This window comes from Methanolobus sp. WCC5, assembly GCF_045690325.1.
Taxonomy (GTDB): Archaea; Halobacteriota; Methanosarcinia; order Methanosarcinales; family Methanosarcinaceae; genus Methanolobus.
Genome location: NZ_CP146981.1, coordinates 210208 through 233337, shown reverse-complemented (window position 1 = coordinate 233337; position 23130 = coordinate 210208). Strand labels below are relative to the sequence as shown.

General features: G+C 44.0%; 29 protein-coding genes. 11 read left to right on the top strand and 18 right to left on the bottom strand.

Going from position 1 to position 23130, the window contains the following annotated elements:
• Positions 1–32: 32 nt before the first annotated feature.
• The gene (locus tag V7O64_RS01160; protein ID WP_407356205.1) at positions 33–809 is read right to left on the bottom strand and encodes an archaellin/type IV pilin N-terminal domain-containing protein; all 777 of its coding nucleotides are present in this window, start codon (positions 807–809) and stop codon (positions 33–35) included.
• A gap of 50 nt (positions 810–859) precedes the next feature.
• The gene (locus tag V7O64_RS01155; RefSeq protein WP_407356204.1) at positions 860–1627 is read right to left on the bottom strand and encodes an archaellin/type IV pilin N-terminal domain-containing protein; all 768 of its coding nucleotides are present in this window, start codon (positions 1625–1627) and stop codon (positions 860–862) included.
• 161 nt (positions 1628–1788) lie between these two features.
• Here V7O64_RS01155 and V7O64_RS01150 point away from each other — a divergent pair, with 161 nt between their 5' ends.
• The 4 genes from V7O64_RS01150 to trpA all read left to right on the top strand — a co-directional run bounded on the left by V7O64_RS01150 (position 1789) and on the right by trpA (position 5540).
• Complete coding sequence (locus V7O64_RS01150; protein ID WP_407357361.1) at positions 1789–2595, top strand: hypothetical protein; 807 nt, start codon at positions 1789–1791, stop codon at positions 2593–2595.
• 120 nt (positions 2596–2715) lie between these two features.
• Positions 2716–3531: an indole-3-glycerol-phosphate synthase gene (locus tag V7O64_RS01145; protein ID WP_407356203.1), complete on the top strand. Its 816-nt coding sequence runs from the start codon at positions 2716–2718 to the stop codon at positions 3529–3531.
• 15 nt (positions 3532–3546) lie between these two features.
• On the top strand, positions 3547–4770 hold the full coding sequence (gene trpB, locus V7O64_RS01140; protein ID WP_407356202.1) for a tryptophan synthase subunit beta: 1224 nt from the start codon (positions 3547–3549) through the stop codon (positions 4768–4770).
• Positions 4767–5540 (top strand): tryptophan synthase subunit alpha, encoded by a 774-nt coding sequence (trpA, locus tag V7O64_RS01135; protein ID WP_407356201.1) that lies wholly within the window; start codon positions 4767–4769, stop codon positions 5538–5540. The genes trpB and trpA overlap by 4 nt, the downstream gene beginning before the upstream one ends.
• Before the next feature lie 29 nt (positions 5541–5569).
• Here trpA and ftsY read toward each other — a convergent pair whose 3' ends face one another.
• The 15 genes from ftsY to V7O64_RS01060 all read right to left on the bottom strand — a co-directional run bounded on the left by ftsY (position 5570) and on the right by V7O64_RS01060 (position 15377).
• Positions 5570–6733 carry a signal recognition particle-docking protein FtsY gene (ftsY, locus tag V7O64_RS01130; protein WP_407356200.1) on the bottom strand — a complete coding sequence of 388 codons (1164 nt, stop codon included), beginning with the start codon at positions 6731–6733 and terminating at the stop codon, positions 5570–5572.
• A 40-nt stretch (positions 6734–6773) separates the two neighbouring features.
• Positions 6774–7223, bottom strand: a complete 450-nt coding sequence (gene pfdA, locus V7O64_RS01125) for a prefoldin subunit alpha (protein WP_407356199.1) — start codon at positions 7221–7223, stop codon at positions 6774–6776.
• 3 nt (positions 7224–7226) lie between these two features.
• A complete protein-coding gene (gene rpl18a / locus V7O64_RS01120; RefSeq protein ID WP_407356198.1) occupies positions 7227–7403 on the bottom strand; it encodes a 50S ribosomal protein L18Ae in 177 nt (58 codons plus the stop codon).
• A gap of 18 nt (positions 7404–7421) precedes the next feature.
• A complete protein-coding gene (locus V7O64_RS01115) occupies positions 7422–8075 on the bottom strand; it encodes a translation initiation factor IF-6 (protein ID WP_407356197.1) in 654 nt (217 codons plus the stop codon).
• 38 nt (positions 8076–8113) lie between these two features.
• A complete protein-coding gene (locus V7O64_RS01110; RefSeq protein WP_407356196.1) occupies positions 8114–8380 on the bottom strand; it encodes a 50S ribosomal protein L31e in 267 nt (88 codons plus the stop codon).
• Between the two features lie 13 nt (positions 8381–8393).
• Positions 8394–8549 carry a 50S ribosomal protein L39e gene (locus V7O64_RS01105; protein ID WP_407356195.1) on the bottom strand — a complete coding sequence of 52 codons (156 nt, stop codon included), beginning with the start codon at positions 8547–8549 and terminating at the stop codon, positions 8394–8396.
• Between the two features lie 85 nt (positions 8550–8634).
• Complete coding sequence (locus V7O64_RS01100; RefSeq protein WP_407356194.1) at positions 8635–9252, bottom strand: alpha hydrolase; 618 nt, start codon at positions 9250–9252, stop codon at positions 8635–8637.
• 9 nt (positions 9253–9261) lie between these two features.
• Positions 9262–9618: a DNA-binding protein gene (locus V7O64_RS01095; RefSeq protein ID WP_407356193.1), complete on the bottom strand. Its 357-nt coding sequence runs from the start codon at positions 9616–9618 to the stop codon at positions 9262–9264.
• Positions 9619–9692: 74 nt separating this feature from the next.
• Complete coding sequence (locus tag V7O64_RS01090) at positions 9693–10142, bottom strand: 30S ribosomal protein S19e (RefSeq protein ID WP_407356192.1); 450 nt, start codon at positions 10140–10142, stop codon at positions 9693–9695.
• A 154-nt stretch (positions 10143–10296) separates the two neighbouring features.
• A complete protein-coding gene (locus V7O64_RS01085; protein WP_407356191.1) occupies positions 10297–11568 on the bottom strand; it encodes an adenylosuccinate synthase in 1272 nt (423 codons plus the stop codon).
• Positions 11569–11609: 41 nt separating this feature from the next.
• Positions 11610–11969: a hypothetical protein gene (locus V7O64_RS01080; RefSeq protein WP_407356190.1), complete on the bottom strand. Its 360-nt coding sequence runs from the start codon at positions 11967–11969 to the stop codon at positions 11610–11612.
• Between the two features lie 139 nt (positions 11970–12108).
• Complete coding sequence (locus V7O64_RS01075; RefSeq protein WP_407356189.1) at positions 12109–12372, bottom strand: hypothetical protein; 264 nt, start codon at positions 12370–12372, stop codon at positions 12109–12111.
• Between the two features lie 135 nt (positions 12373–12507).
• Complete coding sequence (locus V7O64_RS01070) at positions 12508–13407, bottom strand: hypothetical protein (RefSeq protein ID WP_407356188.1); 900 nt, start codon at positions 13405–13407, stop codon at positions 12508–12510.
• Positions 13408–13671: 264 nt separating this feature from the next.
• Entirely contained in the window at positions 13672–14493 is an 822-nt protein-coding gene (locus tag V7O64_RS01065) for a CPBP family intramembrane glutamic endopeptidase (RefSeq protein WP_407356187.1), read from the bottom strand.
• Positions 14493–15377, bottom strand: a complete 885-nt coding sequence (locus V7O64_RS01060) for a DUF1616 domain-containing protein (protein ID WP_407356186.1) — start codon at positions 15375–15377, stop codon at positions 14493–14495. Before V7O64_RS01060 ends, V7O64_RS01065 begins: the two co-directional genes overlap by 1 nt.
• Positions 15378–15610: 233 nt before the next feature.
• Here V7O64_RS01060 and V7O64_RS01055 point away from each other — a divergent pair, with 233 nt between their 5' ends.
• Positions 15611–15787 (top strand): 4Fe-4S binding protein, encoded by a 177-nt coding sequence (locus V7O64_RS01055; protein ID WP_407356185.1) that lies wholly within the window; start codon positions 15611–15613, stop codon positions 15785–15787.
• 98 nt (positions 15788–15885) lie between these two features.
• On the opposite strand, the gene V7O64_RS01050 is transcribed toward V7O64_RS01055, so the two are convergent.
• Positions 15886–16932 carry a YkgJ family cysteine cluster protein gene (locus tag V7O64_RS01050; protein WP_407356184.1) on the bottom strand — a complete coding sequence of 349 codons (1047 nt, stop codon included), beginning with the start codon at positions 16930–16932 and terminating at the stop codon, positions 15886–15888.
• A gap of 396 nt (positions 16933–17328) precedes the next feature.
• On the opposite strand from V7O64_RS01050, the gene V7O64_RS01045 reads away from it, so the two are divergent.
• The 6 genes from V7O64_RS01045 (at position 17329) to acnA (ending at position 22993) form a co-directional block, all read left to right on the top strand.
• Positions 17329–17955, top strand: a complete 627-nt coding sequence (locus tag V7O64_RS01045; protein WP_407356183.1) for a diacylglycerol/polyprenol kinase family protein — start codon at positions 17329–17331, stop codon at positions 17953–17955.
• A gap of 127 nt (positions 17956–18082) precedes the next feature.
• Complete coding sequence (locus V7O64_RS01040) at positions 18083–18352, top strand: hypothetical protein (RefSeq protein WP_407356182.1); 270 nt, start codon at positions 18083–18085, stop codon at positions 18350–18352.
• A gap of 242 nt (positions 18353–18594) precedes the next feature.
• Entirely contained in the window at positions 18595–18774 is a 180-nt protein-coding gene (locus V7O64_RS01035) for a hypothetical protein (RefSeq protein WP_407356181.1), read from the top strand.
• Positions 18775–19075: 301 nt separating this feature from the next.
• Positions 19076–19468, top strand: coding sequence for a hypothetical protein (locus tag V7O64_RS01030; protein WP_407356180.1), 393 nt, complete (start codon positions 19076–19078; stop codon positions 19466–19468).
• A 69-nt stretch (positions 19469–19537) separates the two neighbouring features.
• Positions 19538–19846: a B12-binding domain-containing protein gene (locus V7O64_RS01025; protein ID WP_407356179.1), complete on the top strand. Its 309-nt coding sequence runs from the start codon at positions 19538–19540 to the stop codon at positions 19844–19846.
• A 363-nt stretch (positions 19847–20209) separates the two neighbouring features.
• Positions 20210–22993 (top strand): aconitate hydratase AcnA, encoded by a 2784-nt coding sequence (gene acnA, locus V7O64_RS01020; RefSeq protein WP_407356178.1) that lies wholly within the window; start codon positions 20210–20212, stop codon positions 22991–22993.
• Positions 22994–23130 lie beyond the last annotated feature (137 nt).

Genomic DNA, 23130 nt, shown 5'->3' with positions numbered 1-23130 from the left:
GTATAAAAATAAAGAATAAGGTGAGAATCACCTTATGGATAAAGTTGCACGTTCTCTCTGATGCCGTATGAAGACGGAGTTACGAACTCTGCGACGGTTGCAGCGCCTGCCTCAGGAGTCAAGACAAGGCTAACTGTTGTCCTTGGCTCTATAACCAAGCCACTATCCCCCATTGAACCACCTGTTGTCACGGAGCCTACAGTAGTATCTCCAACATCACCCGCAGCAACAGTGGATATGTAGAGCGTAACCAGATCACCAGTATTCATCACAGGCTTTTCCTGTGTGAAGGAACCATCTTCATCGCGTATCTTTTCTGCAGTGAAGAAGTACTTTCCGTTGACACCCGGAGTAGCACTATTTGTTAGCAGTTCTTTTAGATTTGCAGATGCATTCGCTGCAGGGAAACCTCCCATTTTTGCATCATATGTTTTGTCATTGTTAGCATATATCAGATTATTAGTCGTAGTTCCATCAGTTATGGAAACGACAACCTGATTTACATCAACTGGAGAACTTCCGACGTTCAGACCCACGTTGAGTTTCAATAGAGAGATATTGCCTGCCATGTCAGTGCCGGTTTTTGCCCGGACACCATCAATGCTCTTAATCATCAGATTTGACGATACTTCCTGAGTCGACTGTTTACCGGTAGCCTGTGCTTTTTGTTGCAGTACCCCTGAAGTCTGAATGAGCACTGCCGCTGCAACCGCTGCAACCAGAACCATGGCAATGAATATTATAAGAGTACCAATACCCACCTGAGCACGCGTATCTTTTCGCAGACATACTTTGCTATTTGCTTTCATATTACCTTCTCCTTAAAAACATGTACATATAAGCTGTACATGCTCTTAGCTTATGGATAAAGCTGTACAGTCTCCTTGACACCATATGAGGAAGGTGTTACAAATTCTGCAATGGTTGCTGCACCTGATTCTGGAGTCAGAACGATGTTCACAGTGGTCCTTGGAACAAGATCCAATTGAGAGGTCACCAAAGTTCCAGAAGTATCTAAAGAGCCCATATGGGAAAGACCTACTGCATCGTCAGACGTTGTTGCGAGGTATACCAAAATGAGATCACCAGTATTCATTACAGGGTTGCTCTGTGAGAAAGACTGGTCTTCATCACGTATCCTATCTACTGTATAGAACTTTGTTGGATTTTCCGATACTGTAAGTAACTTTTTTAAATTTGCACTGGCATCATCATCGCTAAAATTACCCATTTTACCAGCAGAATAGGTTTTATCGTTGCCTGCGTACACAAGATTATGTGCTATTGTACCATCAGTTATGGAAATGACAACCTGGTTAACATCTACGGGAGAACTCCCAACGTTAAGACCTACCTGGAGCTTAAGCATATCGATGGTATCAGAAGTAATAGTAGTATTTTTTGCACGTACTCCTTCGATATTCTTAATCATAAGGTTGGATGATACTTCCTGTGTAGATTGTTTACCTGTTGACTGCGCTTTCTGTTGCAATATACCCGATGTCTGGATAAGCACAGCAGCTGCAACTGCTGCGACAAGTACCATTGCAATGAAAATGATGAGTGTACCAATACCCACCTGCGCTTTGGTATTCTTTTTCATATGTAATGCTTTGTTTGCTTTCATGTACGATCCTCCTCTTATATCCTAATATTTTTGGATATATTACTATTATAGAAATAATTAATATAAATAACATTTGGTTGGAAATGTCAAACGTCAAACTAGTAACATTTGCACAATGAAAATATATAAATAAAATAAATCTAATACTACATGGGACAGTGATGAATCCAGGACTTCTGCTGAACAGTACAATATGTTTTGCAATAACATTATCATCTTTTGCATTCGCATGGGTACTTTCACGAAACAGGGAGGCCTGTAAGGAGAATAGTAAACCTGCCCTTTTTTCGCTCATTGTTTTCTGGACCATAGTAGGGCTTACCTATCTTCCGGCAGCTGCAAGAATGATCGTTGCATATCTGGGGAATCCGGGAATTGAGGCAATCCTCTATTTTATAACTGCCATACCATTTGCCTTCATTCCGGTGCCTTTGGTCTTTTTCATAATATATGTGATCACAGGCAGTATCAAGGCAGGAGAATATATTGCACTGATATTCACTATAATTGGAATAGCTTATCTGGCGTTTCTGTATAATAGTGGGATCGTAGGACCCATCGTAACGGAATGGGGTTCGATATTCATGATCAACAGTGATGCAGCCATAAATCTCTATCTTATGGGACTTTTTGTAATACCCACCTCAATGATACTTGGGTTATTGTTGCTCATATTACTTCAGAGAATGCCAAAAAGGATACGTTACAGAACAGCACTTCCCCTTGTGGCGATATCTTTTGTTTTTGATTTCATGCTGACCGATATGATAGCAATAGCAGATGTGATGCAGATGTTTGCCAGAGTATTTGTCCTCATAGGAACAGTACTTGCATATCTTGCATATTTCCCCCCGACAACTGTCAGGGAGAGACTCGGCATCCGGGAACAGGTCAATGAACCCATGTATACGGAGGTTATTGACCCTAACATTGAGTTCTTTTTGAAAGAAAAAAGCAGGAATTCCTGATGCATACATGAGCATTTAAGACATAAGAAGCGTGTCAGATGAATAGTGCAAAGCGATATTTTTAAATATAATCACATCTATGTACGATTCTGTACATTAAAGAACAAAAGTGGTTATTTTATGCACTCGGTCATAAAGGAGATAATAAGATCAACTGAAAAAAGGATCCTGCAACTAAAAAAGGAGAATAACCCGGAAAAGAAGGAAACAATGAGGGAAGAAAAAAGAGATATCATCATAGCAATAAAGGAAAAAAGACTTCAGAAAAAAGTAGCTGTCATAGCTGAGGTAAAACCTGCATCACCCGGAAAGAAATTGATGGACATCATGCCGAATGATGCTGCACGGATCGCAACGGAAATGGAGCGAGCTGGTGCAGTTGCTGTTTCAGTGCTCACTGAACCGGAGTTTTTCCATGGGTCACTAAACAACCTTGTATCTGTGGTGAGAAATGTATCCATTCCTGTACTGCGCAAGGATTTTATAATTAATGAGCTCCAGCTCGATGAAACAAGAAGTAACCTTATATTGCTGATTGCAGGCATCCTTGGAGAAGAACTTGAACATATGGTAAACCTTGCCTTAAGCAAAGGATTTGAGCCGCTTGTAGAGATACATGACAGGATTGAGCTTGAAAGGGCCCTCAGGACAAAAGCAAAACTTATCGGTATCAATAACCGGGATCTGAGCACTCTGGAAATTGATCTTGACACTACTCTCAAACTTGCCCCTTTAATAAAGGAATTTGATCTAGCCAATAATTCAGAACATATAATTATAAGTGAAAGTGGCATTCACAGCACACAAGACATAAAAAAGGTCATGGTTGCGGGAGCAGATGCGGTTCTTGTTGGAACTTCCATAATTAAGGACGGCGATGTTTATGCCAAAACAAAACAACTTGTTGATGCATTTGATGAGTTTGACATGAATTAGAGATGGAGAATTATCATGAAAAGATCAATGTATGGTAAATTCGGAGGTCAGTTCGTTCCCGAAGTACTGATGCCGGCACTTGAGGAGCTTGAAGAAGCTTATCAGCGCCATAAAGATGACCCGGAATTCCTTGAGGAACTGGACTACTACATGAAGGAATTTGCCGGCAGGGAGACACCTCTTTATTTTGCAAGAAATCTCAGCAAAAAATATGGCATAAAGATCTATCTTAAAAGAGAGGATCTTGTCCACGGAGGTGCCCACAAGCTGAACAACACCCTTGGACAGGCCCTTCTTGCCAGATATATGGGAAAGGAACGTATCATTGCTGAAACCGGTGCCGGACAACACGGTACTGCAACAGCCATGGCAGCGGCAAATATGGGATTCAAGGCTGAGGTCTACATGGGTGCAAAGGATGTCATGCGCCAGCATATGAACGTGTACAGGATGGAGCTTATGGGTTGTAAGGTACATGCTGTCAGGTCAGGATCCATGACACTCAAAGATGCCATCAATGAAGCACTCAGGGACTGGGTCACCAATGTTGAGAATACACACTACCTGATAGGATCGGTAGTGGGGCCACATCCCTATCCTATGATCGTAAGGGATTTTCAGAGTGTGATCGGAAAGGAGGTTAAAGAACAGATCATGGAAAAGGAAGGACGCTATCCTGATTCCATCGTTGCCTGTGCAGGCGGAGGAAGCAATGCAATGGGCATTTTTCACCCATTCATCAAAGAGAAGGATGTCAAACTATTCCCTGTGGAAGCGGGTGGCAAAGGACTGCAGACAACTGAGAAAGAGGCTTTACATTCGGCTTCTCTCTGTGTTGGCGAGGAAGGTATATTGCAGGGTGCACACACACTCATACTCCAGGACAGATACGGACAGATACTTGAATCCAGCTCCGTGTCAGCTGGCCTGGATTATTCCGGTGTCGGGCCTGAACTTGCCTACCTTGCCGACATTGGCAGGATTAAACCATGCAATGTGAGCGATGAAGAGGCCCTTGAAGCATTCTATGAGCTCAGCCGTCTTGAAGGGATCATACCTGCACTGGAATCATCTCATGCAGTGGCATATGTGATGAAGATGGCAAAGACAGGAGAACTCGGGGACCTTGTGGTAATCAACCTGTCCGGAAGAGGAGATAAGGACCTTGAGGCAGTGTTCAGATTGAAGGAAGAAAAAGAGACAACAGTATCTGGAGAAAATATGGAGGCTTGCCTGTGAGAATAGCAGATAAGTTCGCTGAACTGGAGAAAAGGAAAGAAAAGGCCCTGATAGCTTATGTATGTGCAGGTGACCCCTGTGCAGAAACAACAAAAGAGATTGTGCATGCTCTTGTGAAGGGCGGAGCTGATATAGTCGAGCTTGGACTCCCTTTCTCTGACCCTGTTGCAGACGGACCGACAATACAGGCCGCATCAACCCGTGCCCTTAAAGCGGGCATGAATCCGGACCTGTACTTTGAAATGGCCTCATCTATCAAAGAAAGTGTCCCCCTTGTCTGCATGACATATTACAACCTGATATACAAGAGAGGCATTGAGAAGTTTGCCAGGGATTGTGCTGCATCAGGTATCACCGGGATGATCGTACCGGACCTGCCGGCTGAAGAGTCAGGTGAGCTGCAGGAGGCATGCAGGAAAAATGGTGTAGACCTTATATTCCTTGTCACTCCTGTAACAACTGGATCAAGAATGGAACACATACTTGATATGACATCCGGTTTTGTGTATATCGTTTCAAGGCTGGGGGTTACTGGCGAGAGGGTCGATGTTGCCGGGTCCACCAGCAACATACTGGATCGCATCCACACAAATGTTCCAAAGGCTGTTGGTTTTGGCATATCCAATAAAGAGCAGGCTGCCGAAGTGATCCGGGCAGGAGCTGATGCAGTGATAGTAGGTTCTGCTTTTGTCAATATCATTGCATCCGGTGACAAAGTTAACTCAAGGATAGAAGAACTTGCATCGCAGCTTAAAGAGAGTTGCAGATAGAGTCAAAAAAGGCAAAAAAGGGTAAGGGATCATTCCGCAAATATCTGGTCTACAAACCATTGCGGATCGAATTTGCGCAGGTCGTCATATCCCTGACCCATTCCAAGGAACAATATCGGCTTGCCTGTTATATATGCAATAGATATGGCTGCGCCCCCCTTTGCATCGGCATCGGTCTTTGTGAGGATAGAACCGTTTATAGGAACTGCATCATTGAACTGGGCAGCCCTCTCAACAGCATCATTACCTGCAACCGCCTCATCAACAAAGAGGAGAAGATCAGGAGGAGCTACACGGCAGACCTTTTTCAGTTGTTCCATCAGATTGATATTAGTGTGCATCCTGCCGGCAGTATCAGAGAGCACAACATCGACCCTGTTAGCCTTTGCATGCTGTATTGCATCATAGATGACTGCAGCGGGATCTCCCTGCTCCTGGTGTTTGATTATCTTTACGCCTATCTTACCGGCATGTATTGCAAGCTGATCGATGGCACCTGCCCTGAAGGTATCCCCTGCTGCCACTACAACAGACATTCCCCCGTCCTTGAAGCGTTTTGCCAGCTTGGCTATGGATGTGGTCTTGCCGGTACCGTTAATGCCGACAAAGACAATATGTACAGGCTTGCTGGCATTTTTGACATACTCATCAAGATCGAAAACATTGGCACTCATGACATCATAGATAGCTTTTTTGAGGGCATCCTCAACAATCGCACCCGTATTACTGCCAATGCGACGCCTTGTCCCAACCAGCTGCTCCCTCACAGAATCAACTATGGCCTCAGACACAGTAAGAGCGATATCACTTTCAAGAAGGGCCATTTCCAGGTCCCACAAAGGCTCTTCCAGGTCATCGGCATCAAGGATGAACTCTCTTTCAAAAACAAGCGCTTTTGCTTTCTCTGCAAAACCAAACTTCCTATTCACAGGGATCTTGCTTCCCGCTGCCCCCTTTTCATTTACAGGTTGCCTGGACTCCACTGTTCCCTTCACATCATGATCGGTTTCCTGTACATCAGGATTGTTTTCCTTTACACAGGAATCAGGACCATTTGAAGCAGACACGGGTGTAGTAACCGGAACAGACAGGCCATCTGTGTCTGCAGGGTCTATAGAAACTGCTTTCTCATCGATCTTATTTCCGATCTTTTCCTTGAAGCCGGTTAGTTTTGCTTTAAGCTTATTGAACACGTGATCCAACTCATGAATTAATTAGAAATAAACAACAGGTTCACTGGGAACCTGGTCTCCCCTGAGGATGCTGGCCCTGGGCCTGCTGCCTGGAGAGGAAAGATTCAATGGCCTGCATTTGCTGAGTTAATTGAAGCAGGTTATTATTCATATTCTCAAAAGCCGTGGTGAGCCTTTCCCTGCGGCGTTGTAATATTTCCTTTGCAGCCGCAATCGGCCTTTCAACACTTATCCCTGCCCCAACATCAACAACCACTTTATCAATGTGGCTGACATTGGCATATACAAATGAACCGGAACCTATAGGGAACATCATTTCAGCACCCTCCGAAACATTGCCAAGCTCTTCAATGGTATTCAGAGCCCTGTTGCAGTCCTCCATTGATATCTGGACCATGCTCATCTGCTGCTGTACCATTTCAGCACGCTTCTGGAATTCACGGTGCTGGTTTACAAGCACCCTCGGATCCTGTCCATTCATGTCTGCCATGGATCATGCCTCTTTGATGCTTTCGATCCTGACAAAGTTCCTTTTAATACCATGCTTACTGCCAAAAACAGAGTACACTTTATCAAGTGCATTCTTCTCGTTCTGGCTTTCGATGTCCTTTGTGAACTTTTCCCATGCTACTCCGGCCCTAAATGTGCCTTTGACCTGAAATGTCTTCATTTGAATCACCTACTGTTATTATAAAAAGCCCAGTGCATCCTCTATTCTTCCCAGTTCATGACCTGTTGTCTTAGAACCTGCAACATAACCTTTGGAATTGGCTATCAGACCTGAACCAACCATCTGTGTCCCGTAGTTAGTGGTCCCTATATCCACCGGAAGGTCAAAAAGCTCTTCAAGGACCTCAAGTTCCAAGCTTGTTGCCCGTGGATTTACAAGAAGTCCTTTGTTGGTTGCAACACCGGCCATGCCTACGGTCTTGACACCTCCGATAGTTCCGCGCCTGACATCAACTTTCAGGAGCTTCCCTATTGCTTCTACTGAAGCATCACTGAGTTCCGGATGTACCAGTGCAGCCGTATCATTGGCAAGTACGACATTGCCTACGGCATTCAGCCTGCCAGGCAAACCAAAGACAGGAACACTGATGTTTTCCTCGCCCCTTACACTGGAATCCATTGGAACGAGCAATGCATTGGAATTTCCCCGGCAAAGTGAACCCACAATAGTACTTCCATTGACCAGAACTTCTACTACTTCTGATCTAAGTAAGTCCCCAAGGGTACCCCTGACTTTTTCAGGAGTTCCCATAGGTACCAGTGCGATATCTTCAGTACATGTTGCAAAAGCCCCTATGATGGGGCTTTCCTGAATATTCATAGTTCGTATCATTATTTACTTCTGTGAACCGGAATGATGCCCTGAAGCATTTATGCAAGCTCTGCCTGGACTTCCCCGTCCTCAAACTTTGCTGCCCTTACACGAATGGACAATGGTGGCTTCTCAGCGCCATGTTCCCATACTTTTTCATTAATGGTCTTGTCGATCTTCACCATATCCGGCTCGACCTTCATGTGCTTTGTAAGATATTCCCTGATTGCAGCTACAGCCTTCTTGGATCTCTTCCAGCGTGGTATAGCCTTTATTTCACGAAGGGGAATGGTATAGATCTGTTCTTTTACTATGCCTTCTGCCATTATGATCACCTGCTTATTTCACATCGAGACTGCTTCTTCTCCAGTGCCTTCTCTGCGGATGGCTTACAACCTTGCGGCCGGTCTTGATGATGACCCAGGTTGGAACCCTGTGGTTCTGCCTGTGTGCTTTTGCCAACCTTGTCTTCTGTCCTTTAGTATTATGGCTCACTTGTCTCACCTATGCTATGATTGATATGTATTAAAGTATTGATTGGATTTTGAACTTATAACATAATTATTGTATAAATCCTTAATCATGTAGTTATCTTCTGTCCCTTTTTCCTGCGTTCGATAACATGTGACTGCACATGGACAGGGAATATTTCCCTGATCTTACCATGACCATGACGCCGGGCAATAAGTTCCCGTAGTTCGGTCTCGTAATCCGCTTTAAGGATATTCTCACTGAGGTCCTCCTCAATGAGCAGATATTCCTTCACCAGTTCATTCACAGCAGCACGCCCAAGCCCTTTCAGGGGACACATATAATGAACCCCGAAACGGTCCTCAATGCTCCTTACCTCAGGCATCCCAAGCAAAGGAACGCGATCATCCCGACGGATACCGTCTGCAATGAAACTTACACCTTCCTGGGTTGCAAGATATTCGATAACATTCCTGTGAATGAAATTGATAGCATTCTTTGGAAAACCATCCTCCATGATCGTACAATACGCCTTTTCAAGGATCCCCATATCCGGTTCGATGACCCTGTGAGGAAAACCAAGCTTTTCTGCAGTTTCAGCAGCCACTTCCCCTACAGGAAGTAACGAAAAACTGCAGGTCACAAGTTCAACCTCAAAGAATGGCTCCAGCAATATTGCACAAAGCGAACTATCCTTTCCACCGCTGAATAGGACCGATACCTGCATGGAGCCCGCTCACATACGCTTTATGGTAGTTTCCCTTTTCTTTGGCTGCATCTGAACCAGAAGCTGTTTGAGTTTCTCATCGTCGATCATTGTCTGGATCCTTCCATTCTGTGCAAGCATGATCAACTGTGATTCAAGCTGTTCCACCAGTTCCTTGCGTGACATGCGCAGGGTTGTAAGCCTTTCGCGCGCCTCAGGGGTCAGGATCTGACGCATGATAGCCTGTTTCTTAGCTTCCATTTCAGCCTGTGCCTGCTCCTGCTGCATAGCTGCCTGCATATCGCCGGCATCCATCTGCTGGGCTGACTGCTGCTGTTGCAATTGTGCAAGTCGTCTTCTTCTTATTTCTTCAAGATCATCCGTCATGAAAGTCACCTATGCTCTACAGGAATGTAAGCATCGATCCCTTATATAGGAGTTACCGGGCAGGAAATACTCATTCAGTACTTAGCAAGACCGGGAATGCTTTCCAGCAGGTCCTGTTTTACCTGGTATGCAGCATTGTCAAGCATGGACTGTCCCTGTGGAGAGACCACACGGCCACTCTTAAGGGTGCGTACAAATCCCGCTTCTTCAAGCTGCTGCAGAGCTGTTCTTGCTATGGAACCGCTTCCCTTTGCCTTTACAGATGGAGCTGAACCTCTGTCCTTCTTTCCGCCATAGACCGATCTTAACCTCTCAACACCTATAGGGCCCTGGGTATACACAGTCCTGAGCACTGCGGCACATCTTGTATACCACCACTGGCTGTCAGCTGGAGGAAGCTCCTTGTGCACACCAGTCTTTACGTATGCTGCCCACTCAGGTGGATTAACTTTTTCATTCTCTTTCAACTTTTCTGCTACCTTTGCGATAAACTCGGCTGCAGGAACGTCATATACAGTTGTCATATTATTCTCCTGAATTATAATATCTGTTAAGATACCCACCATCTGCAGGACTCAATTGCATCCGGTGATTAGTTCAGCTGGATTTGTGATGTTTAAACTATTGAGTAGTATATACGTTTTTCGGCAGTTTTCACTTATCTGCCAGGTATCCGGCCTATTTTTTGAATGTTTGTTCCCTTCCAGGACCCACAGAGATATATTCCACAGGTACACCCATCTTCTTTTCAAGATAAAGGACATAGTCCTTTGCAGCCCGGGGCAGGTCGTTGAAATCCTTTACATCAGTAAGGTCTTCCTTCCATCCAGGAAGATCCTCATACACCGGCTTGCATATTGAAAGGGCAGATGTATCCTCAGGAGGATAGTCTATTACCGTTCCATCCATTTCATATGCAACACATACCCTGACAGGGTCAAGGTTGGACAGAACGTCCAGTTTTGTAAGTGCAACAGAAGTATAACCATTAAGATAGATGGCTTTTTTCAGAAGCGGAAGGTCAAACCATCCACATCTTCTGGATCTGCCGGTCGTTGTACCGAACTCACGACCTACTTCCTGGATCTGCTTACCCGTGCCATCAAAAAGCTCTGTTGGCAGAGGACCTTCACCAACACGGGTAATGTAGGCTTTTACAATAGCCAGTACATTGTCAACCCTTGTGGGACCAACTCCAATATTCGCACAGGCTGAACCTGCAATGGTACATGAGGAAGTTACAAATTTCTGAGTACCATGAATCACATCCAGATGCGTTCCCTGCGCACCTTCTGCAAGAACATTTTTCCCTTCATCAAGTGCCTTGTTAACTTCATAAGATACATCAGTGACATATGATGCGAAACGTTCACCCAGTTTCACATACCTGTCTATCAGCACTTTATCCGTCACTATAGAAGGATCCCCACCAAGCTCCTTAATAGCTGCCTCCTTTGAGGGTGCAAGTTCCTCAAGCCTTTTCAGGAACCTTTCCCGGTCCACAAGGTCACCCATGCGAATCTCATCTCTTGCCACCTTATCAATATAGGCAAAACCGATACCACGCTTTGTGGTGCCTATTTTTTCAGTTCTGAGGGATTCCCGCAAACCATCAAGTTCAATGTGATATGGCATAATAATGCTTGTCTTGGCATCCACACCAACCCTTGCAGAATCAAGTTTTATGCCACCATGCGCAAGCATGTCCATTTCATCTGCCAGAACTTCAGGGTTCATGACAGTACCAGGGCCTATCAACACCCTGGAATCAAGAAGAAAACCGGATGGTATGAGGTGTAGCTTATATACATCCTCACCAACCTTTACTGTATGTCCTGCATTGTCCCCGCCCTGGAAACGCACAACCAGATCATATTCGCCTGACATCAGGTCAACTACTTTACCTTTACCTTCGTCGCCAAACTGTGCACCTGTGATAATCGTAAACATGGGTGCAGGATTATCCTGTTCGCTTAATAAAGTTTTGGCTTTCAGAGGTCTTCTTCAAAGGCAAGAATACGGGTACCCTCATCAAAACAGCCACTGCAATCAGACCTGTAACATCTCAATGCCTTTGAGACACCCATATCAACAAGAGTATCGATCAGTTTTTCCGCAACCGTTATGCTGACGTTGAACTCTGATTGCAGCATATAGATTGCATCTGCCCTTCTTATGGAATAGAAACAGGCACGTGACCTTTTTTCAGAAGTACAGGTATCATAACCATCGCATTTCAATACACGGGAGCTGTTCTTGAAATGGATGGCAAGACCCTGCCAGGAGTGGACATTATGCATTCCTTTTATGCCATAAAGATTGGATTTTGATCTCTCCTTCAACCTTGTCATATAATATCATATAAATAGATAAAATTAATAATATAATTATTTAATGTATATTACAGTCGTTTTTATATAAGAAGTGATTTAATAAATTTATAACTAGGATAACATAAGTTCACAAGGTTTTAATATCATTAAGTCCCTCTTAAGGTAGAGTGGAGATCATGCTCACAAGCACAATAGTAACCACAACAACCAGTACGATATCTTCAACTGCGGCAGGAATAGCAATGACTACAGCTCCAGGACTGCCGGAATACGGTGTGTTGGCGGTCGTTGCATTGATCTTGTTGCTTTCGGCAAAGGAGATACTTTCCGCTTCCCAGAAGTGGAACAAATCTCTGGATTGTTCTTTGAACATGACAATATTGCCGTTGTTGGTATCGTTTGTAGCAATAGTGATCTTCAAGATATCAGAGATAATCTGATATCTTTTTATTTTTTACTTTTGACTTTTATAGTGTTTTCAGGCCGCTTCCTTATAAAAAGAACAGAGAATGCAGGATGCATTCCAAAGCCATATTCCAGCGCTGCATTATTTGCCTTACTTATACCGGTTCTTCCTGTATCCTGCAACTATGGCCAACAGGCAGAGAACTCCGATGAGCACACCCATTTGGCCAATATCCGGCAGCCTTTCCCGTATACCGGGAGACTCTGATTCAAGCTCATAACCTTGCACATAGGCCGGGTCAACAGTACTTTCAAGAGACTCCTCATTACCATTTGGCGGGGATCGGGAGCTTTCCTGCTCACCAGCGTCGCCTGTTTCACCGGCATCATCAAGGGTATCTGCAGGAACGATATTCAAATCCGTTCCTGTTTTACTACTGCTTTTTGTACTTGAAGAAGTGGACGGGGATGATGAACTGTCATCTGAAGAACTGCCATCTGAAGAACTGCCATCATCTGCCTTGCCCAGCGACAATTGCCGCACTTCCCCACCGATATCAATACTGAAGATACCTTCAGGCATGTTACCAGTATTGTAAGTGTATTCGAAATTCCCATCTGCATCAGCAACAATGGTCGCTTTGGCACCGAAAGAGAATAGCACCTGGTCACCGGATGAGATGCCACTTAATTTGATATCATAGGTCCCGCTCTTTATCTTCCCGGTGCCAAATGTAGCAATATTATCCCTTATACTGATATATCCGGAAGGAACAGGCAAAGGAATTCCCAGCAGCTTAACACTGATATCAAGGTCATCCACACCCTCTGCCCTCAGGCTGAATGAATCTGAACCCTCCGGTATTGCAACTGTTCCTATATTATACTCAAAAGTGTTCCCAGGAACATCCAGGTAATTTTCAAATGAAACGGAAGCTTTTATCTCTTCGTAAGGGGAGGCTTTTCCTGTTACCGTCACGGTATCCCCGGGAGAGGGATTCTGCGGAGAAATAGTGATCTCATTCACCTCTGCAAAGACCGGAGAGGACATAAACAGAAGGATCAGGGCCAGTAAGCAAAAGAATCTCGCCGGTTTTCTGACAGGGAATTTACAAAGGTAGCAGGGAACTGTTTTATTTCTGACCAAGAGTTCATCTCCGAAATTGAGCTTTTTAAAAGCAGAATTTGACTGGGATCCATATATCAACACCTGATTATACTGTTTATGCATTTATTTAAGAATTACTGTAAATTATTTTAATATTATAAATGTGTGTGAATAGTGAGAAAAACAGGAAAAAACCTCCATTCACCCTTATGACATCAAAGGTATGACGCCAAAAAGGAAAACATTCACAAAACCATGAGTAAGAGTTACCAGTGGAAGGCTGTTAGTTCTAATGAACATATAACCGAGCACAAGACCTGCAAAGGAGGTAAAAATAATCTCGTAGAACGTCCCATATCCAGAGTGCATGACACCAAAGAGCAGACTGGCCAGTAACAAACCCCGCAAAGGACCGAATGAATCGGAAAGCCTTGTCTGGAGCATGGACCTGAAAATAAGTTCTTCCACAAGACCTACAAAGAATATCATGACGATGGATAGCTTCAAAATATTTGCAAAGGAGAGATCAGGAATAAGATTTGAGGCATCGATCGTGAAATATTCACCCCCCGCAATAAGAAAACCAACCCCTATAGACAGAGGTATGTATCTGAGCATATTCCTGAAATGCAAGCCCAATGTTTCTTTAGATATACCCTGATGACGTATTATCAACCATACAGGCAATAACAGCGGCGCATATACGTATACGAAAATATGAAGGGTCATCTCTGAGAAAACGGGCATTGAAATGTTTAAAAGCCGAAGCAGTGGAAGCAGAGATATTACCTGCAACGAGCGGGACACATGATTCCCATGCACCCATACTGACGAGACGGACAGGACAAAGAGCGTGACAACGTGGATGATGATAGCGGTCCTGATATTGCCGGAATATAAAAGCAGCTCTGCGATCACTACCATGAGCAATGCAATCGCGACCATACTGTTGCCGGTAAGTCCGGGAATAACAGAACTGCCCATGCCTTTCAAAGAACCGGAATTACTGATCAAATTTCCATCTTTCATTATTCATCCTCACCTACACTGATCCACAGGTGCAGGTCCCTGTAAGGTTGCGTCATATTGTCATCCCTGTAAAGGAGGTACTGCAGTTTCATATCAGTACCAGTGACAGCGGGTATGAAAGAGACTGGTTTTTCCCAGGTGACATTGTGGGCCAGAGCTATATGCTGCAGGCTTTGCGGACTCTCAATTACCTGGTCATCAAGTTTAATGACTATGGAATAGTTCACAACGGAATATTCATGGTTAACTACACCTATGATCACATCGACGCTCTCACCCATGATAAGTTGTGTCCTGTAGTTATCTGCCATCCGCTCAGGGCCGAGTATATAGAACTCGGTGAACCTCTCGCCCTGCTTAGGAGTGACAACTACATATATCAGGGTCATAACCGATGCAACTATGGAAATGACCAGTATTATCGTAAGGATACGGTCAAGCCTTGATCCTGGTTTTTCAGTTACCTCTGCCCTGACGGACTCGTACATCTCCCTGAAAGGAACCGAAAAAGCATCTTTTCCCAGAGCTTCCCGGCGATAGATTGCCACAAACGACATGATGATAATGAAATTGGTAAGGAACACCAGTATAGGCACAAGCCTGATCCCCCAGGGAGTATAGTTTAATCCAAGACCTATCAGCGGGACCACTGCTATACTAAGCCCAAAACTAAGGGCAATGCGCTCAATACCATCAAGATCATCCTTGCCCGGAAAAAGGGCAGCTATCAGAGCATAGCCGGGCAGGAACAGAACCATGGGCAGACCCAGTATGGTACGAACAGGACCATCGCTGAGGAAAGGAACAAGCACGAAGAGATCTGTGAGCAGCGCAAGGGCTATGACCAGTTTGATGTCCGTTGGAATTTGTTTTTTTGCGGGCATTTTGTTCTCATATAGGTACAGTGTATATTTAATGTTTCTGAAATGAAAGAGATTTCAGGAGGAAATGCAGTACTTTATAAATAAAATAGTACTTGAACATAGTGTGCACAATGTGTTTGGAACAGAAGGATAGAGGAATACCCAGGAAACTTCCCGATTTTCGACAAGTATTTATTGCATTACTTCTGACTAGAACCTACTATTTCCAAGAGCTAAGAGGTAGTGAAATTCAAATGACAGCAATTGTTGATAAAACAGTATGTACCGGTTGCGAACAATGTGTTGATTCCTGTCCGGTGGAAGCGATCTCTATGAATGAGGAAGATGTTGCCGTTATTGACGCAGATGCATGTGTTGACTGTGGCGACTGTGTCGATGTCTGCCCGGTGGAAGCAATTACACTGGAATGAACGACATTTTTCTTTTTTTATATCCCTGAAGGATATGTGTTTATTCCAAACTGTATTCCTTTTCATTAAAGGAAAAGCTGATTTTGCATACCCCAGGCTTATATGATCATCCCAAAAGCCGGAACTGTTGCCAGATAGCTGTCGTAGAGGACTATAGTATCAGCCACGATCTTTTTAGTTATCAGCTCCTGTCCTTTAAATTCTGCAAGAAGACTTGCCTTTAAGAGGAATATCCCCCTGACCTTTTCAAGTTCATTTAGAGCCAGGTCCGCCAATTGCACCCTTTTATCCCTCTGCATTATTGCCTTTTGATAAATAACACCGATAAAATGATCTGTTAAGACAAGTAAACGCAGATATGCAGATATAGCGCCGATAGCCTCGAAAGATAATTTCTTCATCGTCAGATCAGAATAAACAATCCTGCCTATATACTTCGTCTCACCTTTACTATTCATTTGCAATCTTTTGACATATCCATTCTCAAGTTTGAAGAGCTGCCAGTCAAGGTCCTCTGTAAGATATACAGGCAGATCGATGAAATTATCAGAAGATAGTTCTGCCTCAAACTCCATTATGGCAGGATCATTGACATCCCATGATCCATAGCTCATTGTATCCAGATATTCAAGCAGCATCTTTTGCAGGATTTGTGGTGGGACATAATTGCCCAGCTTTGCGGGAAGTGACTCATACATTTTACCGGACCTCTCAAGCATCTCATCCATTCTGTCCGGTGGTATCTCCCCCATTGCTTTTTTACCCAGATATATCATGTCTGAGCCCTCATCTTTTGAGAAGCCCCTGCAGGACATGCTGGGATACAACTGCAACCTCCACCCGAAAAAGAACTTCACAGGGAATGTCCTGCACAGAAGCGCCCTTGAATCATATATACCACATCTTTTGTCATCTTCAAGAAAAATACAGGCTCCTCTGTCATTATGTTGCCTGAATGTGTAAATACCATTAAGCCATGGATGTTCTTCATCCCAGTTCCTGAATGCTTCCCTGTTCTTTCCCAGTATTACAGGAAAATTCCTTTCCCATATCCTCACCTCCGCAGGGAATGAACAACAGAAGCCACATCCTTCAAGACATTTGAATCTAAGTCCCTTTAATGGTGTAAAGTCAGTCTCATACATACTTTAAACCTCCCTGATAAATATCAATTCATAATTATCAATTCATAAATATCCGATAAATATCAGTTTGATAATACCGATATCTTTTATCGCTTCACCCACAAATACAATGGACTTCCTACAGTCAGGACAATCTCCGGTTCAATGCGATTTTGCCAGCAAGTCCGGAAAAGATATTAAAATATCTGAATGACCACATCACCTATATTGACAATATCACCCGGGTCTTAGAGAATATTTGCAGAATAGAATAATCCGAATCTTTTATTTTTTCTATGCATTCCAGACATTAATAATTATTCACCGGTACCAGATGGCCAAAGGAGTCTGACCAAAAGTTTCTGCTGAAGTACTTGTATCCCGGATTGCTGAAGCCACACCTGCCAGTATGATGACATGACAATACACCTATATACATCAACAGATGAAAAGGAAGGCATGGCTCCTACGTCCTTTGCCAATGAACTAATGAGAAAGGGCATTCACCTCACTTCAATAATCATTATACTTGTCTATGCTCTTTTCGGTAAGCAGGCAAGTCAGTTGTTGCTTATAGTATATCTTGTTCTCATACTGGGCATTGAGCATCTAAGGCTTGACAGGGGTATCAGACTGCCAATATTGCATGTTCTTTTGCGCCGCAAAGAATTATCTGGAATAGGTTCTCATGTATATTTCACTCTCGGTGCGCTTGTGGCGGTTTCGGTTTTCAGCAAAAATGTAGCTTTTGCAGCTATACTCATGACCACTTTCGGAGACATGAGTGCCGCACTTATCGGGAAAAGGTACGGGAAAAAACGTATATTTGCCAATGATAAAAGCCTGGAAGGCTGTGTTGCAGAGTTTGGAGTGAACCTTCTCATAGCTTTGCCGCTCATTGGGAACCCGGCCATATCATTGTTTATGGCTTTTGTTGCAACCTATGTAGAAACAACATTCATAAAAATAGATGACAATCTGGCGATACCGGTATTTTCCGGTGCTTTTGCACAAAGCGCACTCCTGTTGTTACCATATCTCTAGGTTCCCTGCCTGCAGGCCAGGATAAGCATTATTTTTGACGGTACTGATGAAAAAGTATAATGCTACCCAGTGGTAGCTTTTCAGATATCAGAATCCTTTAATAATGATAAGACCAATCTACTACCATATGACAGAAAACAGAACCGATGAGCAGATATTAGAAGAAAAGAAGAACAACATGAAAGAACATGGAGCCCCGTTGCTTCAGAACGTGATCCATACACCCGTATGTTGTGAACCTGCTTCCACACCGGGATTTGAGATAGCCTACGTTCCTCACAAAACCCAGGGACTGCAAAGTGCATCCGACATGTGGATAGACAAAGGCAGGCTGTATGAAGGCATTTCAAAGGATGCAAGGGATCTGGAAAGCATTAAGAAACTAATTCACAAGTGAACTGTACAAACCAAACAATATAGTTCTTTCTTTTTCTCACTTTTCCTGCCTGAACTGGCTTCCCTGTTAATATCGCAAACTGGCAGGAATGCAAAACCATAACATCGCAGCCTGAGCCCAGGCGTCTTGTTTTCCAGCAAATCAAGTGATTTTGTTTTAAACACAAGTGAATTTTTTGACAAGTTATATATATCACAAGATAATACGATATAATAAAGATTAATCCGGTAAGAGGAAAGAACATGGCACCATGGGAATATGATATAAGATCAGTTCGCTACGGCGAGTGGGACAGTACAAAAGAAGACCTCAACAAGCTTGGAATGGATGGATGGGAACTAATCCGTTTCTCCGAAGATGTTGATGACGAAGGAATGGTAAAGGCATTCTTAAAAAGACCCGTTGATTGTCTTGAAATATAAAGGCCTTTATGTGCCCCTCATAAACTGTAATAAACTTTAATAAACTTTACTTGTTTTATTACATCATTTTTTTCAAAAGGAACGATCCACCTTTTACGCAGTGTTTTATTTGCAGTGCTCTATTTGCAGTATTTTTTAATAGAAAGTCACAAAGTATGCCCATAACCGATTGATTTTTATATTATAATAACGGTAAAAGGATTCTGTCTAAATACACCGACGGGAAAAAGGCCGGGTGTGAAATAGCAGAAAAAGCAGGTAGAAAGATATAATGACGCAAACGATTACAAGCTTGAACAATATGTACATCCCACAGGGCTATAGTCTGAAGAGGATCAGGTTCTATTTCTGGATAGGATTGCTGTCTGCAATCTTCCTGAGGCTGATAATCATTGCAGACTACTACAACGGTAGCCTGTCTAAAATCCTATTCTACCTGGGCGTCCTGGGTTATCTGGCATTCTTTGCACACAGGTACCGCATAGCAACACGCCGTGTAGGTGTTCTGAAGAACCTGAATTTGCTGGATAAAGTAGAGAACAGGACACCTTTGAGCGAAGAGGACTATCATGGGTTACAATACATCATATGGAGCCTTTCGGTCTCAAAGGAGCGCACAAATTACCTGATGATCTTTGCCTTTTCGATCATAGCCATAATATTATCCCTGGCATTTGATCTGGGTATGATCTGACCGTATAAGAAAACAAATACGAACACAAACAAACCAGTTGAACAAACACCAAAGACAAAGGTGAATGATATGGAACCGACAAAAGAAGAGATCATCTTCAGAGCAAAGCATGCTGTGATGGATCTCGATGAAAGTGCAGTTGAAAGAATAGCCCGTGAAGCCCTGGAAGCAGGAATCAATCCTGTGGAACTTATCGAGAACGGATTTGTGGAAGGGATGAAAGCAATGGGAGATCTTTTTGAAGAAGGAAAGTCACAACTTGCCCATATATTCCAGGCCTCACAGATCGTGGGATCAGGGATCGATGTGCTCAGACCGGCAATAATGGGTTCCAAAAACGATGTTTGTCTGTTCGGTAACCTTGTAGTCGGGATGTGACACCCATCAAAACAAAGGTTGTTTGATCAGAGGAACTATACCTCCTTTTTTCTTCCTTCTTTTTATCCTGTGTAGAATTTTTACCCCTGCGGATATTAAAACTCCACTAAAATGTCCCTATTGGGCAAAGTTATTTATTCCAACGCAGGTTTTTATCCCCTGACCCCAAAGCTCTGCTTATTCACAGATACCATGGCAGAATGATGCATGACATAGATGCATGGCAGTATAAGCAAGAGACAAGGAAAAAATAAAAACCAAAGGATAGGAGTGCCATGAGGCACATGTACTAACAAGCCCGGCAAAAATGCCGGTTCCGACTACATAAATATCATTACAAGTATACATTAAACAGGTGACATTATGACATATGATGATTTTAAAGATCCTTTCGGATCCAGACAGACCATCAATATCGCGGATAAAAAGGTAACCATATACAACTTGAAAAAACTGGAAGAACTTGGGATAGCCAATGTTTCCAGGTTACCTTACTCTATCAGGGTCTTACTTGAAGCTGTATTGAGAAACGTTGATGGCAAGGTGATCACAGAGGATGATGTAAAGAACCTTGCAGGCTGGAGTCCCGAAGGAGTACCTGCCCTTGACATACCTTTTGTTCCTTCAAGGGTCATCATGCAGGACTTTACCGGAGTGCCGGCTGTGGTTGACATTGCTGCCATAAGATCAGCCATGCAAAGGCTTGGTGGCGACCCTTCAGTGATCAATCCTGTGATACCTGCAGATCTTGTAATCGACCATTCCATACAGGTGGATTACTACGGTACATCGTATGCCCGCAACTGTAATGAAAAATATGAGTTCCACCGCAACAAGGAGAGATATGAACTGCTTCACTGGGCCCAGAACGCCTTTGATAACCTGAAGGTTGTGCCCCCTGCAAGTGGTATCATCCACCAGGTAAACCTGGAGTACCTGGCATCTGTAGTCCACCTTAAAGAGAAAGATGGCGAACTGGTGGCTTATCCGGACACTCTTGTTGGCACAGATTCACACACCACTATGATAAACGGCCTTGGAGTCCTTGGCTGGGGTGTTGGGGGCATCGAGGCAGAAGCTGTTATGCTGGGCCAGCCCTACTACATGCCCATCCCGGAAGTAGTGGGATTTAAGCTCACAGGGGAACTGAAGGAAGGTGTCACATCCACAGATCTTGTTCTTACTGTTGTTGAAATGCTCAGGAAGCATGGTGTTGTAGGTAAGTTTGTGGAGTTCTACGGACCGGGTTACAAAACACTGGAACTGACAGACAGGGCCGTGCTTGCCAACATGGGCCCTGAATATGGCGCTACAATGGGATTCTGTCCTGTCGATGAGGTCACCCTTGACTACATGCTTATGACAGGAAGGAGCGAAGAGCACGTTGACCTTGTAAGACAGTATTGTAAAGTGCAGGGCCTTTTCCTTGAAGAAGGCAACCCTGACCCGGAGTTCACATCAACACTTCAACTTGATATCAGTACAGTAGAACCATGTCTTGCAGGGCCAAAAAGACCACAGGACCGCATAACTGTACAGGACATGCCGAGGGCATTCCATCAAACCATGAAAGATGTGTTTGCAGCAAAGAGCGGTAAGGCAGTTAACGGCTCAGATCCGGATTACAGCCGCTGGCTGGAAGAAGGAGGATACAGTGTGGCAAAAATAACACAACCTCATCACACCGGTATCTCGAAGATGAAATGCGCAGATGATGCCATTGCAGTAACCCATGGCTCAGTGGTCATTGCGTCCATCACATCATGCACCAACACATCCAGTCCTTCACTAATGATAGGAGCAGGACTCCTTGCAAAGAAAGCAGTTGAAAGGGGGCTGAAAGTTAAACCCTTCGTAAAGACCAGTCTTGCCCCGGGTTCACGCGTGGTTACTGATTATCTAGAAGCAGCAGGCCTTATGCCATATCTTGACGCACTTGGTTTTCACCTTGTAGGTTATGGATGCCTGACATGCATAGGTAATAGCGGTCCTCTGAGAGAAGCCGTTTCAAATGAGATACAGAACAAGGACCTTACTGTTGCTGCCGTCCTCAGCGGGAACAGAAACTTTGAAGGCAGGATCAACTCACAGGTAAAAGCCAACTATCTGGCCTCACCGATGCTTGTAGTGGCATATGCACTGGCCGGTACCGTAGATATAGACCTTATGAAGGAACCGATAGCATGTGATCCAAACGGTCAGCCTGTTTACCTGAAAGACCTCTGGCCAGGTACAGAAGAACTTGACAGGTACATCCGTGATGCTGTCACCCCTGAGATGTTCAGGGAAGAATATTCAAATATCTACCAGGGTACAGAACTCTGGAGAGGCCTTGATGCACCCGAGGGGATGCTTTACGAATGGGACAATCATTCCACATACATCCAGGAGCCACCATTTTTCAAGAATTTCCCGCTTGATGTAAAAGAACAGGGAGATATCATAGGAGCACGGGCTCTTGTGGTAGTTGGGGACAGTATAACAACAGATCACATATCCCCTGCAGGTTCCATTCCATCTGACTATCCTGCAGGCCAGTACCTGCGCTCAAAGGGCGTCGATATGAAGAATTTCAATTCGTATGGCTCCAGGCGTGGTAACCATGAGGTTATGATGAGAGGCACGTTTGGGAACGTACGCCTTAAGAACAATCTTGTGGGACCTAAAGAGGGATCGTGGACAATTCACCTGCCACAAGGACAGGAGATGCCCATCTATGATGCAGCGATGAAATACATAGAAGAGGGGACACCACTTCTGGTGATCGCAGGAAAGGAATACGGCACCGGAAGCTCACGCGACTGGGCTGCAAAGGGTACCCAGCTATTGGGGATCAAAGCGGTTATCGCCGAATCTTTTGAGAGGATACACCGCAGCAACCTTGTAGGCATGGGAGTCCTGCCACTGCAGTTCATGGAGGGTGGATCCGCAGCAGGCCTTGGACTTTCAGGAACAGAGACCTTCGAAATAAAAGGAACCGATAAGCTCAGGCCATTCGGTGAACTATCGGTTGTTGCAAGGTCAGAGAATGGAAATGAAAAGACCTTCAATGTCCTGGTGCGCCTGAACTCTGACATCGAGATCGACTATTATATGAATGGCGGTATACTTCATAAATTCCTGAGGGACAGGATCAAAGGAGAATAATAATTCAATTCTCCTTTTTCCTTATTTTCAAAGTTTATTTAATGCACCAATATTCATAGAGATGTAAGAATATCCAACTTTCCCCAATTTCCCCAGCTTTCCATTTTCACAATCTTCCTGTCCCTTGAACACTGTAC

Bases quoted from the DNA above. Each gene is read 5' to 3' on its own strand.
- V7O64_RS01160 (WP_407356205.1), bottom strand. From the start codon at position 809: ATGAAAGCAAATAGCAAAGTATGTCTGCGAAAAGATACGCGTGCTCAG.
- V7O64_RS01155 (WP_407356204.1), bottom strand. From the start codon at position 1,627: ATGAAAGCAAACAAAGCATTACATATGAAAAAGAATACCAAAGCGCAG.
- V7O64_RS01150 (WP_407357361.1), top strand. From the start codon at position 1,789: ATGAATCCAGGACTTCTGCTGAACAGTACAATATGTTTTGCAATAACA.
- V7O64_RS01145 (WP_407356203.1), top strand. From the start codon at position 2,716: ATGCACTCGGTCATAAAGGAGATAATAAGATCAACTGAAAAAAGGATC.
- trpB (WP_407356202.1), top strand. From the start codon at position 3,547: ATGAAAAGATCAATGTATGGTAAATTCGGAGGTCAGTTCGTTCCCGAA.
- pfdA (WP_407356199.1), bottom strand. From the start codon at position 7,223: ATGGCAGACATGAATGGACAGGATCCGAGGGTGCTTGTAAACCAGCAC.
- rpl18a (WP_407356198.1), bottom strand. From the start codon at position 7,403: ATGAAGACATTTCAGGTCAAAGGCACATTTAGGGCCGGAGTAGCATGG.
- V7O64_RS01115 (WP_407356197.1), bottom strand. From the start codon at position 8,075: ATGATACGAACTATGAATATTCAGGAAAGCCCCATCATAGGGGCTTTT.
- V7O64_RS01110 (WP_407356196.1), bottom strand. From the start codon at position 8,380: ATGGCAGAAGGCATAGTAAAAGAACAGATCTATACCATTCCCCTTCGT.
- V7O64_RS01100 (WP_407356194.1), bottom strand. From the start codon at position 9,252: ATGCAGGTATCGGTCCTATTCAGCGGTGGAAAGGATAGTTCGCTTTGT.
- V7O64_RS01095 (WP_407356193.1), bottom strand. From the start codon at position 9,618: ATGACGGATGATCTTGAAGAAATAAGAAGAAGACGACTTGCACAATTG.
- V7O64_RS01090 (WP_407356192.1), bottom strand. From the start codon at position 10,142: ATGACAACTGTATATGACGTTCCTGCAGCCGAGTTTATCGCAAAGGTA.
- V7O64_RS01085 (WP_407356191.1), bottom strand. From the start codon at position 11,568: ATGTTTACGATTATCACAGGTGCACAGTTTGGCGACGAAGGTAAAGGT.
- V7O64_RS01080 (WP_407356190.1), bottom strand. From the start codon at position 11,969: ATGACAAGGTTGAAGGAGAGATCAAAATCCAATCTTTATGGCATAAAA.
- V7O64_RS01070 (WP_407356188.1), bottom strand. From the start codon at position 13,407: ATGTCCTCTCCGGTCTTTGCAGAGGTGAATGAGATCACTATTTCTCCG.
- V7O64_RS01065 (WP_407356187.1), bottom strand. From the start codon at position 14,493: ATGAAAGATGGAAATTTGATCAGTAATTCCGGTTCTTTGAAAGGCATG.
- V7O64_RS01060 (WP_407356186.1), bottom strand. From the start codon at position 15,377: ATGCCCGCAAAAAAACAAATTCCAACGGACATCAAACTGGTCATAGCC.
- V7O64_RS01055 (WP_407356185.1), top strand. From the start codon at position 15,611: ATGACAGCAATTGTTGATAAAACAGTATGTACCGGTTGCGAACAATGT.
- V7O64_RS01050 (WP_407356184.1), bottom strand. From the start codon at position 16,932: ATGTATGAGACTGACTTTACACCATTAAAGGGACTTAGATTCAAATGT.
- V7O64_RS01045 (WP_407356183.1), top strand. From the start codon at position 17,329: ATGACAATACACCTATATACATCAACAGATGAAAAGGAAGGCATGGCT.
- V7O64_RS01040 (WP_407356182.1), top strand. From the start codon at position 18,083: ATGACAGAAAACAGAACCGATGAGCAGATATTAGAAGAAAAGAAGAAC.
- V7O64_RS01035 (WP_407356181.1), top strand. From the start codon at position 18,595: ATGGCACCATGGGAATATGATATAAGATCAGTTCGCTACGGCGAGTGG.
- V7O64_RS01030 (WP_407356180.1), top strand. From the start codon at position 19,076: ATGTACATCCCACAGGGCTATAGTCTGAAGAGGATCAGGTTCTATTTC.
- V7O64_RS01025 (WP_407356179.1), top strand. From the start codon at position 19,538: ATGGAACCGACAAAAGAAGAGATCATCTTCAGAGCAAAGCATGCTGTG.
- acnA (WP_407356178.1), top strand. From the start codon at position 20,210: ATGACATATGATGATTTTAAAGATCCTTTCGGATCCAGACAGACCATC.